Below are 12,856 nucleotides of genomic sequence, written 5' to 3'. Positions count from 1 at the left end.
GCGTCGATGGGACCGCCTGTTGGCTCCCGTACATATGCTTGATCACCAGCCTCTGCCGAGTGCGAACAAGTGGCAGAAGTAGATCAGGCGGCATGATGCGCGGCAGCCGCTTTGCTGCACCCCGCAACTTCCGTCATCGCCGACCCACGCCAGTCGGCGCCAGTTTTCTGGCCGCCTGGTCGTTGCACGATCGTCGAGCGACCTCGCGGCACCGCTCGCGACCGTGCTCAGCTAGGGTGTGCCGCTGCCCTAGACTATGGCCGGGAATGTCTTAGCCTGCTGGCATGCATTGGCCATTCGTCATCCATCAGAGCTACGATCGTCGTATGGACATCCACGCGCGGTTTGGAGGGCAGCAGCAGAGCGGCATCTCGACGCCCGTCCGCTCTCCAGGGATCTTCATCTTCACCGGCCAAGGGGCCGGCGCCATAGGATACAAAGATCAACACCTCCCGGATGGTACTCTGCGGTATACCGGTCAGGGGCAAACCGGCGACATGCAGATGATCAGCGGCAATGCCGCGATCCGCGATCACTCTTTGCTCGGCAAAGATCTGCTCGTGTTTACACAGCAAGCGAAGGGCGGGTTGGTCAGGTTCGATGGACTCTTCGCCTGTTCCGGCTGGGAGATCGAGCGACAAAGGGATCAGAACGGTGCGGAACGCGACGCAATCGTGTTCAATCTCGTGCCCTTTCAAGAGCTCGAACTCGAAGGCGATCAGCTCGCTCTTGAGCCGCCGCCGCCGACTACACCGGCCGAGCTACGCGCACGAGCTTATCAAGCAGCTACAAATGTGCCGGTTGCAAAGGCGAACAACAGCCCTGCCGCAATCCTATTTCAACGCAGTCGCGCTGTCCGCGATTGGGTACTTGAGCGCGCCGCAGGCGTATGTGAGGGCTGCGGCAATCCCGCGCCGTTCACCACGTCAAGCGGTCGCCCCTTTTTGGAGGCTCATCATATTCGGCGGTTAAGCGACGGGGGCCCCGATGATCCACAATTCGTGGCGGGTATTTGCCCCAACTGCCATCGCCGCGCGCACTTCTCCGCAGACAAGGACGACTTTAACGCCGAATTGTTGAGCACTGTCGCCACCAAGGAGGCTGCTTAACCGGTCGGAACGACCCTGCGTAGCGATCGTCATGCTCCTGTCGTACCCAGCAAGGCAGAAAACGTGGCAGGCAAAAAGGCAGCGAAGTGCGTCGTCATCACCGGCGCCTCGAGTGGCGTAGGCGCCGCCACCGCACTCAGGTTCGCGAAGAGCGGCGCTCACCTCGTGCTCGCAGCACGAGGACAGGCAGGGCTCAATGACATCGCGGCTCGTTGTCGTGCAGCCGGCGGCGAGGCGCATGTGCGGACCGTGGATGTCACCGACGCCGGGGCCGTCGCGCAACTTGCTTCAGAGGCGCGCGACCTTCTCGGCCGCATTGATCTATGGTTCAGCAACGTCGGCGTCGGCGTCGTCGGCCGCTATGAAGGCGTGCCGATCGGGGATCACGCGCAGGTCGTCGCCGCCAACCTCATCGGGCACATGAACGATGCCCATGCGGTGTTGCCGATCTTCCTCGCGCAGGATCATGGCACGTTCGTCAACATGATCTCGGTCGGCGGCTTCGTCGCCACGCCCTATGCGGCAGCATATGCCGCCAGCAAGTTCGGGCTGCGCGGCTTCAGCGAGGCGCTCCGCGGCGAATTGTCGAAGCACCCGCGCATCCACGTCTGCGACGTATACCCGACCTTCGTCGATACACCCGGCATCGACCATGCCGCCAATTACACGGGCGCGAGGCTGTCACTTCCGCCCGGCGCGCTGGCGCCGGAGACGGTGGCCAAGGCGGTTGTCCGGCTTGCCGATCATCCGCGGAACACCACGGTGGTCGGCGCGCCTGCCATAGCCTTGAAGCTCGGTCAGTTCTTCGTCCCGAACCTTTCGGCAGCGATGATGAACGGGTTCATGGATCGCTGGAGCGACAAGGCGGAGGCCGGTCCGGACAGCAGCGGCGCGCTGTTCGACCCGCCCGCGAGCGTCAGCGGGATCGAGGGCGGTCGACGTCATCCCGACCGGCGGCGCAAGGCAGCGGCGGTGGGCGTCGCGGCCACGGCCGGGCTGGCCGTTCTGGGTGTCCTGCGGTGGCGGCGGGCATAACCGCGCCCCTCACCACGCCCGACGCGCGCTACATTATCGTGCGCGGGCGGTTATGGCGCCGGAGCAATCCGTCGCTGGCGCCGCACGTGCGGCAGGCGCTGGTCGACGAGCTCATGTCCGCCCGCCGCGCCGTGCAGGCTGCGATGCGGAGCGACGACGAAGCGTCGCTCCGGCAAGCGCGCGCGCGCGTCGATGCCGCCAAGGTCGGGCTCGGCGAGCGTGGGCCGGTCTGGTGGACCGACGGAACGCCGGACCTGAACCGCCATATGGCGCGAAACACCGGCTATGCGGAGTGGTACGCGACGGTGGAGAAGGACCAGTGAACGTGTTCCTCGACTTCGAAGCGTCTTCGCTGGCGGATCGAAGCTATCCGATCGAGGTGGCGTGGGTGTTCGAAGACGGCCGGTGCGAAAGCCATCTGATCGCACCGGCACCCGGCTGGAGCGACTGGGACCCCGACGCCGAACGGATCCATGGCATCGCGCGCGAGACGTTAATCCACGAGGGCACCGCGCACGAGCTTGTCGCGGGCCGGATGATGGAGGCGCTGTCCGGCCACGCGCTTTTCGCAAGCGCGCCGTCGTGGGACGGCAAGTGGATGAGCGCAGTGCTGCGGGCCGCCGCCCTTCCCCGCCATGCCCTGCGTCTGCAGGACACCGACGTGGCGCTATGCGAGACCGCCGCCGCGATCCTGCGCGAGGTCGTTCCGGCACACGAGCTGACGACGACGGTCCGCGACCTTGTCGCGCGCGTGAATGCGACCAAGAGCGACGCGCCCGCGCACCGCGCGCTGGCCGATGCGAAGGCGGAATGCGACCTGTGGCGAAAGGTGCGCGACGACGCCTTGTCCTACGCTGCCGCGCGCGCCGGCGCATGAGCCGTCCGACGGCGCGCGCGCGCATGGCCGTGCTGCTCGGCGCGCTTGTCGCTGCCTGCTCGCCGTTGACCACCTTCGACGCATTGGTCCCGAAGGACCGCGGCGGCCTACGCGTCGCCCGGAACGTTCCTTACGGCCCTGACCCACGCCAGCGCCTTGATGTCTACGCGCCGCGTGCCCCGTCGACGCGACCTCGGCCGGTGGTGGTCTTCTTCTACGGCGGAAGCTGGAACAGCGGCACGCGCGCGGGCTATGCGTTCGTCGGCCGCGCGCTCGCCGCGCAGGGGTTCGTGACGATCGTGCCGGACTATCGCCTGGTCCCCGCGGTCCGATATCCCGCGTTCCTCGAGGATGGCGCGGCGGCGGTGCGGTGGACGATGGCGCATGCCGGCGAGCACGGCGGCAACGGCAAGGCGGTGGTGCTGATGGGGCATTCCGCCGGCGCCTATATCGCGGCGATGCTGGCGGTCGACCCGCGCTGGCTCGGCGACGAACGCGCCGCGGTGAAGGGCCTAGTCGGGCTCGCCGGCCCCTATGATTTTGCTCCCTTCGACGTCGCCGCGAGCCGCGCGGCGTTCGGACGCTGGCCTGATCCCTCCGATACGCAGCCCGTCAGATGGGCCGGGGCGGGCGACCCCGCGGCGCTGCTGCTGTACGGCACCGGCGACACCGTCGTGCAACCGCGCAACAGCCGCGCGCTGGCAGCAAAACTGCGGGCGGGCGGCGTGCCTGAAGAGGTCCGCGCCTATTCAAAGCTCGGTCACGTCGGCATCCTGCTCGCGCTCGCCCGCCCCTTCCGCGGGCGTGCGCCGGTGCTCGCGGATGTGTCAGCCTTCGTCAGGCGCGTGACCGAATAAGCGCTGCCGTGGCGGATCCGGGGCGATGCGCGTCGATCAGCGTCGGAGCATCAGCGCGCGACAAGTTCGCCGTTCTTGAGAACGAGCCGGACGGCACGCAGCGCAGCGACGTCAGTCGTCGGATCACCGGCAACGGCGACCAGATCGGCAAGCATGCCGGGTCTTACCGATCCAAGCCGATCGCCAATCCGCATCCAGCGGGCGTTGCCGGCGGTCGCCGCCACCAAGGCCTGCGACGGCGTCATGCCCGCCGCCACCATCAGTTCCAGCTCGCGGACGTTGGTGCCATGCGCGAAGACCCCGACATCGCCCCCCATGCAGATCGGCACACCGGCCCCGAGCGCCCGGCGGAAGCTCTCCCGGCTGGCGCGCACGGCGGCCGGCGCCGGCTCCGCCCCGTTCCAACCTCGATAGCGGGCACTTGCGTCCGCAGCGGCGAGCGTCGCGCACAATGCAATGCCTTTCGACGCCATCGCCGCAAAGATCGCGGGCGTGCCACCATAACCATGTTCGATCGTATCGACGCCCGCTTCCACCGCGCGGCGCATGGTCGGGCAAGGCGAAGATCGAATGGCACTACATCGCGCCGGGCCGACCGATGCAAACCGGCTATGTCGAGTGCTTCAGCAGCCGCATGCGCGATGAGCTGCTCAACGAGACGCTGTTCCGCAGCCTCGCGCACGCCCGCACCGTGATCCGGGATGGGCCGACGACTACAATACCGAGCGGCCACACTCCTCGCTCGGCTACGCCACCCCGGCAGCCTTCGCCGCCGAGATCGTGAAGCAACGGCCTGGACGCGTCCAGGCCGTTGCTTCAAGTGCGCTCGTGCACCACAACAACCGCCGGTCTCTGGTCCCGGCTGGACGGAAGCCGAGGGTCACGTCAAGATCAGGGGAGTTCATGCTGCGAAAAGGTAAACAGGCCTCCTTCAAGCATAGGAGGACGACTAGGCGTCCCCCTTCGCGCGAACCGAAAGCATCGAGCGCGCTCGCTATACCCGCGCTGATCGCGGCCACGGCCTCGCCAGTGATCCTCTTTTACACGGCTGGCTATTTATTAGCTTTTGGTTATTTCTTGGCGCTCGGCCCGGCGCTGATGACAATCTTCTCCCCAACGGAACTTGCCCTGGTAGGATTTGCACGTCTGTCGGGCACGATCGCGACAGGCGTGTTCCTTGCCTTTATTGCGGTATCAGCTTCATATTGCTTGCCTAGAAAGACGAGTCGTAGCCGGCCTTACGGGTCAATCAAGGGCAAATTCGCGACTGGCAGCATCGGCTTCGTTGCCATGATCATGATTGTCGTGGGAAGCGTCGGAGCAGGTTATCTGGCTACGCTATTGGCCATCGTTGCGCTCATCATGACGCTAGGCATGACTTTGGCTTTCTTGCGCGGCAAAGAGGATTCCCTCAGGCGTCGTGACAATCCGTGGCGCTGGGCTTTGCCCGCTGTCCTACTTCTGGTCGGCTTACCCTCGATTGGCGAAGCGGGTTTTCGCGAGGCCGTGGACAATCATCGCGCGCAATGGATCGTTGTCCAATCAAAACCAGCCAAGCTGATCATGCTTGGATCGGGTGCGATGATCTACGAATTGGGTGAACGACGATACCTCTCAGGACCACGTGGCGAAAACCCCATGCCCCTAGGTCGGCAGGTGACGGCTCTCCGTCCGGACGCAGCAAATTGACCCAATGCCGGTCATTCTCCGGGATCTTGACCCTTCTCGGAAGAAGCCGCTCGTTCATTGTAGCCGGCGACGTAGACCATGGTCGGTTCGTTGCCCGCGCCGACGTCCATCTGCTGAGCGAACACGCCCACGCCCACGAGCCGCCTGGTTGGGTTGAGCGGGATCGCCGTGCCTCGGCCATGGATGGGGAACATCTGTACCGCCGAGAGACCCAGCACTATCAGCGGCAGGCACAGCAACGCCCCTACGGCGATATGCCAAGATGCGTCACCGTCGAGCCCCCACGCGCAACCGGTCGCGTGGAGAATTAGTGAGGGGATGACCGCGAACGCCAGGCAACCGTGCACTATCGCCAGCAGCGCCGCCCGTAGCGGCAGGTGGACGTCGCACACCGTTTAGCGGGAGAGATAGAGGGCCGGCAGGTGGTCGAATGAAAAGACGAGCAGCACGCCTCCCGCCTACCTCATCAGCTGAGTCTCCGTGAGATCGCGCAATGTCTCATCGTCGGCCGGCCCTGGCCTCGAGCATCGCGGAGGTTGACGAATGCAGCGGCAGCCTGAGGACCTCCGCGCCCGCGAGGGTTAGGCGGGCTACCTCGGGCATCCCGCCCTCCTCCAGAGCGACCAGCGTCGGGAGGTCGCCAAGCGCGAGTGCACCACGTTCCGAAGGCGCCAGCCGGCAGACGTCGGCCCAGGCGTCCCGCAGCTCCCGCCAGACCCGCGCAGACAGCGAGGGCCTGGTGCAGACCGTCAGCCAGTTGGTCAGGTGGATGCCGACGTGGACCAGGGAGGCGGGGTCGGCATGACCGGGTGACGCGAGCCACGCCAGTCCGTCCAGTGCCGTCGTGATGTAGTCCGTCGCTGGATCCTGCACGTTGTCCAGGTCCCGTTCGATGGCCTCAATTTGCGCGTGCGTGCTCTCGAGCGCGACCGGGTCCCGATCCAGGATCGTCTCGGCCAGGAGTTCGCTCATCGCTTGATGCGCCGCCATTCGCCCGGCGTCGTTCCACTCGGCGGCGGGCACGCTTCCAATCGTCGTCGGCAAGTGGAGCAAGCCGTCGGCTTTGGCCTGCAGGGCCGCCTGTCCGGCGGCGACGAAGGTGGGCAGCAGCGCGACGAAGGCCTGTACGTCGCGTTGATCGACGAGCGCCGCCAGCTGCCCGCCTCGGAGCGCGACGGACGACAGCGGGGTCACCTTGCCCTGCAGCTCGCGCTCCTGGAATCTCCTCGTCAGCAAGTCCCCGCGACCGAGCCGGAACTCGAGCAGCGCCGCCATCGACAGCGCGGTGTCCAGACCGACGGCGCCCGTCCGGTCGTCCGGAAGCGTCGGCTCGAGCAGCGACCAGGTGCCGGGGTGCTCCTCGAGCAGCAGGGCCGTCCTTCCCTCGTGGCGCGCCTTCAGCCACTGGGCGACCTGGGTCACAGCCTGGATGGCAAGCCAGCTCCGTTCGGAGGGATTTTCGGGCAGCGCCTCGGCGGCGAGGTGGACCTCTCCGAGCTGCCCCAACGCCGCCTCCCAATCCCCGGCCGCACCGAACTCCACCGCGGCGTCGCAGAGCAGGCCGACGCGGACGCCGGGATCGAGGACCTTCACCTTCTCGCTGGCGTCGTGCGCCTCGAGGAACAGCGCCGCGGCCGCGCGGCGATCCCCGCTCCGGGCGGTGCTGGATGCGGCCGCGACGAGCATGAGCGTACGCTCGAGCGGCTCGTCGGGGCTGTAGTCGTCCCGTATTCTCGCCAGCATCGAGCTGGCCTCAGCGTGCCGGCCGGCATGGGCGAGCACGCCCGCCCTGGTCCGGGCCACCGCGGGGTGCGCCGCGTACTTTGCGGCCACGAAGTCCAAATGGTGCAGTGCGCCTTCCTGATCGTGGAGATACTCGTCGAGCATCACGGCCGCGGCACGATGGCACTCAATCGCCACGGTCCGCTCCCCCCAGCCGTCGGCGATCGTCGCCAGGCGACGGTAGGTATCGAGCGCCGCCGTCGCATCGAGCTGGCCGCTCGTCGCCAATTTCGTCCAGACCCCCTGGATGAAGAGCGGCGGACCCCCGAGCAGCGTCGTCGCCGCGGCGAGCCAGGAGCGGCGCCGGTCCGGCTCTACGCTTTCCAGAAGCCGGAAGAGCTCACCGAGACCCTGCAGGTCGCCAATGCGGTTCGTGCGGACCAGGAAGAAGAACTGGTCCTCGATGAGGCCGCCGAGGTCTGGCCTCCCCATACCCTCGAGCATCTCGGCCGGGACCTCCTTCCGCTCGACCATCGAGACGTAGTCGAGCAGCCTGGGCACCCAGACCGGCGGCGACACCTCGGCGTCCTCGTCCGTCAGCACCGCGAGCAGCATAGTGTACCTGGATGCCGAACTTGCCGGATCGGGCATGCGGGCGAACTCGGCGTCGGCGGCGGCTAGGTTGGCGTCCAGCATGGTCGGGTTCGGCAGCGTCAGCGTCGCGATCACCTGCGCCAGGCGCAGGGTCGCCGACACGCCAAGATTCTCCGGCACGAGCCGTCCCTTCTTCGACGAGAGGAAGGGCAGCGCGACGCACGCGCTAGCCACCGCCGAGCGGTCTTTGGCCGTCAGGATGGCTCCGGCGACGAAGGAGAGGCCCCTGACGTTCCTCGTGGCGGCCGCCTGGATCAGCAGCTGCGAAAGGAAGAAGGCGTTCAGCGGCCTGCGTGATGTGAGGTGCTCGACCACGGCGTTGCGGACCGCCTCGCGCTCCACGTCGCCGAGCCCGGCGGCGTCAGCCGTCGCCAGCAGCGGCGAGAGCTTGAGCCTGTCGCCGCCCGCGCTCTCGATCCAGGGACCGATCAGGTAGTCCAGCAGCACGCCCGGTCGTGGCAGCGGGCGGTACGCCTCTGCGACCGCCATGGCGAGCTCACGATCGAAGGCACCGACGAGCGTGGCCAGCCGGAGGAGCAGGACGTGCGCGTCGGGGTCGAGCTCGTCGAGCAGCCGCAGCGCGATGCCGGCGCGCACCCCTACGACCTCGGCCGACGCGCCCCCGTCGACCAGTCCGGCGAGCATGTCCGACCGCGGCCAGTCGCGGGAAGCGAGACCGACGACGCGGGCGTCGACGAACAGCGGGTGGCCGCCGCCGCACGTGAGATGGAGGATGGACGCCCACTGCCCGGGATCACCGCCGGCGGCCGCGACGATCTCGGCCGTCTCGTCGACGGTCAGGTAGCTCGCCGGGGCGGCCTCCACCCGCCACGGGTCGAACTCGTCGCCCGCGGTCGTCAGCGGTCCTCTCTCGCTCGTGACGACGAGATGCAGCCCCAGACGCGCCGTCTCCGTGGCGAGCGAGCGCAGATGCCTTTCCCAGGCCCCAGCCGTAGTCACGGGCAGATCGTCCAGGACGACGCCGACGAGGCCCTGCCTCGTGAGACCGGCGACCGCCTTCCGCAACGTCGCGGCCGTCTCCGCCGGGCTCATCCCCCTCATCCGGACGAAGTGCCACGCGCCGCCGAGCTTCGCGGCCAGCAGCGTGGCCAGTCTCGACTTGCCCAGCCCACTGCTGCCATGGATCCACGGCACCGTGCCGGACCCGCAGATTTCGGCCAGCCGATCGACCGCCTCTCGTCTCGTCGAATGGCGACGCGGCAGGGGATCCGGCGACACCTCGAAGAAGTCGGGGAGCGTTGGCGGTGCCGCGCCGCGCATCTGCCGTACGGCGCTGAGTGGCATCGGGACCGTGGTGGCCCTCTCCCAGGCCCGCTCGAACGCGAGCCTGTCCACGCGCCGGTCCTCCTCCAGCACCAGCCTCAGGAGGTCTAGGAGGAGCAGCGGAAGCGCGCGCTCGCCATCGCTCGGCATCAGGTCGTCCGCGATGGCCCTCAGGGCGAGCCGGTCCGACAGGACGTCGAGCGCAGTCCGTGTCTGGTCTGCGCCGGTCGTCCAGACGAGCGGTCGCAGGAGCCTGGCTCTAAGGGTCTCGTCGTCGGCCTGGGCCAGGAAGGTCGCCAGGGCGTGCGGCCATTCGAGCTCGAGGAGGTAGGCGCGCACCGGTGATATGTCCTGCCCGATCGCCGCCCGGGCCCAGTATTCGACGCCGGTAGCGCCTCCCGGGAAGGCCGCGCCGCGCTCGTGGCCCGCGGGCGCGGTCGTCAGGAAGTGGAGGCTGATCCGGATGTCGGGGTTGGCCTCGCCGAACTGCCACAGGGACAGGATCGCTTTCCGCGCGTCCGGCCGGCGGAGCGTGAGCGGCGTCCCGGTCGTCTCCCGCTTCACCTGCGTCATGTCTAGGGCGCCGGACCCGACGACGGCGTAATCCTCGGCGACCTCGACGAGCAGCGTGTCGCCGTCACCCAGCTCCATCCAGGCGAGCAGGGTGACGATGAGCTGATGCGCGTAGCCGCCGAGGCTGGCGACCGCCTGCCGGGCGCGCTGCTCGTCAGGAATGTAGGGTGCCGGGCGGTTCAACGATGCCTCCTCGCGCGACGCGTCCTCGACCGGTGCCGGGGCGTGATAGCGCCTGCGCCACTGCACCTCGGCGCGGGAGACGGCACGACCATCCGGGACGATTGGTGGGTCAAGGTCGGCACCCGTCTCACCACGGAGCGAGCAGGGCTGCGGGGATCGAGGCCGCCGCCGCGTCCGCGGCCGTGTCCCGCAGCGACGGTAGCGCCAGCTGCTCGGGAGGGTTGAGGGCGACATGCGCAAGGGAGGCGATCTTGGGTGACATCCCGGATCATGTAGCACGGCACTCGACCATTCGCGCGATCCGTTCCGCAAGGTCCTCTGCCGCATGAGCGTAGGTTCGGGTGCTCGGCACGGAGGACCATTCCGATCTTTGACGCGCATGGTTCCTCAACCCTATGATAATCGTCGTAACCGGATGGGAATGAATCCCGGCGTTCCGAGTCTAGGGTGGGGTGCGGCGAGTTGTTGCTTCGGATGCTTGGTCTTCCCGAGCGCGGACGGGGGGGTGAGTCGGTGTCGATACTCGTCGGCCCGAACGGGTCGGGGAAGAGCTCGCTGCTGCGCGAGCTCGCGGCGCACTACCGGCATAGCCGCGAGGTGACGGTGGTGAGCAACACGCCGCACGACCGGTTCCAGGGGCTTTCCGACGTCCGGCGCATCGCGGTCGGCAGAGTCGGCCAGTCTCCGCGGGCGATCGTGAAGGGCGCCGTCGGCCAGTCGGTAGACGCGGACGATTCAAGGTTCCACCAGATCGGCGCGACGCTCGAATACTGCGGCTATCGCCCCAGGTTCGGGTTCAGGATCGATCCGGACCGATGCTACGGACGGTCGCTCGACGAGGTGCGCTACGAGATCGATTCGACGCAGGAGCGCAGGGGCAAGGGGATCGAGGACCCGTCCGGGGATCTCGCGCGCGCCGCAGACTATCTGCGCAGTCATGACTCCGGCGAATTCGTCTGGGTCGAGACCGGCGGCAAGGCGTACGAGCATAGCCGCGGCCGCGACATCGCGCCCGTACTGCGTTGCGAGCGTCAGTTGCGAAGCCACCGCTTCATTCGCGGCGTCCGCGTCTATCTGTAGCGGGAGCGCGGCGAGACCATCGAGATGCAGCTGGCAAGCTCGGGTCAGTTGGCGCTCATATCGTCGCTCCTCTTCCTGATCGTGAACGCCGGACGCGACCCGCTCATCATCGTGGACGAGCCGGAGAACAGCCTCCATCCGAACTGGCAGCGCGAGTACGTCGACAAGCTGCTCACCGCGATGAGCTACCGGGACGCCACCATCATCGTGGCCACCCACGCGCCGCTCGTCGTTACGGGGGCGATCACCGACGGAGGGGGCAAGGTGTCGGTCTTCGAGGTGCGCAACGCGTCACCGACGCGCCTGCCTATCGACGATGCCGGCGGCGCGACCAGCAGCATCGAGGAGATACTTTGGCGCGCGTTCGACACGGTTACGCCCGCGAACCACTTCGTCAGCGAGCGCCTGGTCGCGGCGATGACGGACTTCGAGGAGGGCCGCTCGTCGAAGCAGGAGGTCCTCGGCCTCGTCAACGACCTCGACAAGGGGAGCTTCGATCCCAGGCAGAAGCGGTTCTTCGAGGCCTTTCGCGAGCTGCTCGACAAGGTGGAGGCGGTCCGCGAGGGCCGCGGTGGCGGCGATGGCTGACCCCTACCTGCCCGCGCTCGCCGACTTCGCCTTCACTGACGATGAGCAGGCGGTGATCGATGTCGCGCTCGCCACCGTGAAGCCGTGGGACTGGGAGCCCAAGGGGAACACGTTGACCACGTTCAAGGCGGTGAAGACGCGAATACGCGACATCCACATGCAGCGGCACAATCACCGCTGCTGCTACTGCCGGCGCGATCTGCATGGCGCCGGGCACTTCATGATCGACCGCGAGCACGTGCTGCCGAAGTCGCTGGAGCCATACCGCCAGCTCGCCTTTGAGATGTGGAACCTCGGCACGTCGTGCAAGCGGTGCAACATGGAGTATAAGGGGGACAAGGACGACTTTGTCATTGTGAAGGGGGACCCAGCCGCCCTGCAGGACGGCGCCAACTACCGCCTGATCCATCCCAACTTCGACCGCTACAAGGACCACATCTCGCGCTCGGCGGTCGAGGACGACGACGTCGTGGTGGTGACGTTCACCAAGGTGCCCGGGAGCGCGAAGGCGGAGTACACCTACGACTACTTCAATCTCGCCGGGCTCGAGCGGCAGATCCAGGACCAGTCCCAGGGCGCCTTCGTCGTGGAGCTTCCGAGCGAGGGCGGGCTCGAGGTCAGGAGGCTAGCGGAGAGCCTCGGCCAGTGACCCGGCGAATCCGAATGCGAGCCCACATGCTCGCGTTCGTCAGCGATCGCCGACGCCCGTTCGGGATTGTACCCGCGTCTCGTCCGGTGACCGGCACTAGGATGCTAAGTTGCCGTCGAGCGCTAGATGGACGAACGCCTGCTTACGCTTCGTTGCGGCCCAAAGCGGACGTGACGCATTCCACCATCAGCGGGCCCCCTGAGCCCCCTACCCTCTCTTGTGAACGAACGGCAGCTTACCGCGGTGAGCAGCCCGAAACCGAACAGACCACTTACCATCCGGCATGACCTGGCGGTTGATCGGCGAGAGCAGCGGGTTCGCATACGCAGGATTTCGCTTCAGCTTGCTACCTGCTCGATACCTGGCCCGCCTTTGTCGTCGGATCCCAGACGCAACAAAGCCCGCTAAGTGTTTCCACTTGCGGGCTTTTGTTGGTTGCGGGGACAGGATTTGAACCTGTGACCTTCAGGTTATGAGCCTGACGAGCTACCGGGCTGCTCCACCCCGCGCCGAGGTGTTGGGGTTGTGAATGGGTTCTGATGTGCGGGCTGCAATG

Annotated in this window: 11 protein-coding genes, 1 tRNA gene and 2 pseudogenes; 10 read left to right on the top strand and 4 right to left on the bottom strand. The window is 67.1% G+C overall.

From position 1 onward, the window contains the following. The first annotated feature begins 284 nt into the window (after positions 1–284). The 5 genes from BACI71_RS17415 to BACI71_RS17395 all read left to right on the top strand — a co-directional run bounded on the left by BACI71_RS17415 (position 285) and on the right by BACI71_RS17395 (position 3,878). Positions 285–1,109, top strand: coding sequence for an HNH endonuclease (locus BACI71_RS17415; protein ID WP_159761435.1), 825 nt, complete (start codon positions 285–287; stop codon positions 1,107–1,109). Between the two features lie 63 nt (positions 1,110–1,172). Beyond that, complete coding sequence (locus BACI71_RS17410; RefSeq protein WP_159761433.1) at positions 1,173–2,144, top strand: SDR family oxidoreductase; 972 nt, start codon at positions 1,173–1,175, stop codon at positions 2,142–2,144. Next, on the top strand, positions 2,129–2,467 hold the full coding sequence (locus tag BACI71_RS17405; RefSeq protein ID WP_236553100.1) for a hypothetical protein: 339 nt from the start codon (positions 2,129–2,131) through the stop codon (positions 2,465–2,467). Before BACI71_RS17410 ends, BACI71_RS17405 begins: the two co-directional genes overlap by 16 nt. A 2-nt stretch (positions 2,468–2,469) precedes the next feature. Further along, on the top strand, positions 2,470–3,021 hold the full coding sequence (locus BACI71_RS17400; protein WP_236553099.1) for a 3'-5' exonuclease: 552 nt from the start codon (positions 2,470–2,472) through the stop codon (positions 3,019–3,021). Beyond that, on the top strand, positions 3,018–3,878 hold the full coding sequence (locus BACI71_RS17395; protein ID WP_159761429.1) for an alpha/beta hydrolase: 861 nt from the start codon (positions 3,018–3,020) through the stop codon (positions 3,876–3,878). Before BACI71_RS17400 ends, BACI71_RS17395 begins: the two co-directional genes overlap by 4 nt. 50 nt (positions 3,879–3,928) lie before the next feature. Here BACI71_RS17395 and BACI71_RS17390 read toward each other — a convergent pair whose 3' ends face one another. Next, on the bottom strand, positions 3,929–4,426 hold the full coding sequence (locus BACI71_RS17390) for an amidohydrolase family protein (protein ID WP_159761427.1): 498 nt from the start codon (positions 4,424–4,426) through the stop codon (positions 3,929–3,931). Here BACI71_RS17390 and BACI71_RS17385 point away from each other — a divergent pair. Both BACI71_RS17385 and BACI71_RS17380 read left to right on the top strand, forming a co-directional pair. After that, a pseudogene (locus tag BACI71_RS17385) lies at positions 4,423–4,658 on the top strand (integrase core domain-containing protein); the annotation flags it as partial. The gene BACI71_RS17390 and the pseudogene BACI71_RS17385 sit on opposite strands and share 4 nt — an antisense overlap. 249 nt (positions 4,659–4,907) lie before the next feature. Continuing rightward, positions 4,908–5,567 carry a hypothetical protein gene (locus BACI71_RS17380; protein WP_201297519.1) on the top strand — a complete coding sequence of 220 codons (660 nt, stop codon included), beginning with the start codon at positions 4,908–4,910 and terminating at the stop codon, positions 5,565–5,567. Between the two features lie 11 nt (positions 5,568–5,578). On the opposite strand, the gene BACI71_RS17375 is transcribed toward BACI71_RS17380, so the two are convergent. Both BACI71_RS17375 and BACI71_RS17370 read right to left on the bottom strand, forming a co-directional pair. Next, entirely contained in the window at positions 5,579–5,959 is a 381-nt protein-coding gene (locus tag BACI71_RS17375; RefSeq protein ID WP_159761425.1) for a hypothetical protein, read from the bottom strand. Positions 5,960–6,065: 106 nt separating this feature from the next. After that, positions 6,066–9,983: a hypothetical protein gene (locus tag BACI71_RS17370; protein WP_159761423.1), complete on the bottom strand. Its 3,918-nt coding sequence runs from the start codon at positions 9,981–9,983 to the stop codon at positions 6,066–6,068. 474 nt (positions 9,984–10,457) lie between these two features. Here BACI71_RS17370 and BACI71_RS17365 point away from each other — a divergent pair, with 474 nt between their 5' ends. From BACI71_RS17365 to BACI71_RS17355, 3 genes and pseudogenes are all read left to right on the top strand, one after another. Then, positions 10,458–11,063, top strand: a complete 606-nt coding sequence (locus BACI71_RS17365; RefSeq protein ID WP_201297515.1) for an ATP-binding cassette domain-containing protein — start codon at positions 10,458–10,460, stop codon at positions 11,061–11,063. A 15-nt stretch (positions 11,064–11,078) separates the two neighbouring features. Continuing rightward, positions 11,079–11,651, top strand: a pseudogene (locus BACI71_RS17360) (AAA family ATPase); the annotation flags it as partial. Continuing rightward, positions 11,644–12,300 carry an HNH endonuclease gene (locus BACI71_RS17355; RefSeq protein WP_159761421.1) on the top strand — a complete coding sequence of 219 codons (657 nt, stop codon included), beginning with the start codon at positions 11,644–11,646 and terminating at the stop codon, positions 12,298–12,300. The pseudogene BACI71_RS17360 and the gene BACI71_RS17355, both read left to right, overlap by 8 nt. Positions 12,301–12,732: 432 nt before the next feature. Here the strand turns inward: BACI71_RS17355 and BACI71_RS17350 are convergent. After that, positions 12,733–12,809: transfer RNA gene (locus BACI71_RS17350), tRNA-Met, on the bottom strand. Positions 12,810–12,856 lie beyond the last annotated feature (47 nt).

Source organism: Sphingomonas sp. 8AM, assembly GCF_902506455.1.
GTDB lineage: Bacteria > Pseudomonadota > Alphaproteobacteria > Sphingomonadales > Sphingomonadaceae > Sphingomonas.
Note: the sequence above shows the minus strand (reverse complement) of the source record. Positions and strands in the feature narration are given on the sequence as shown.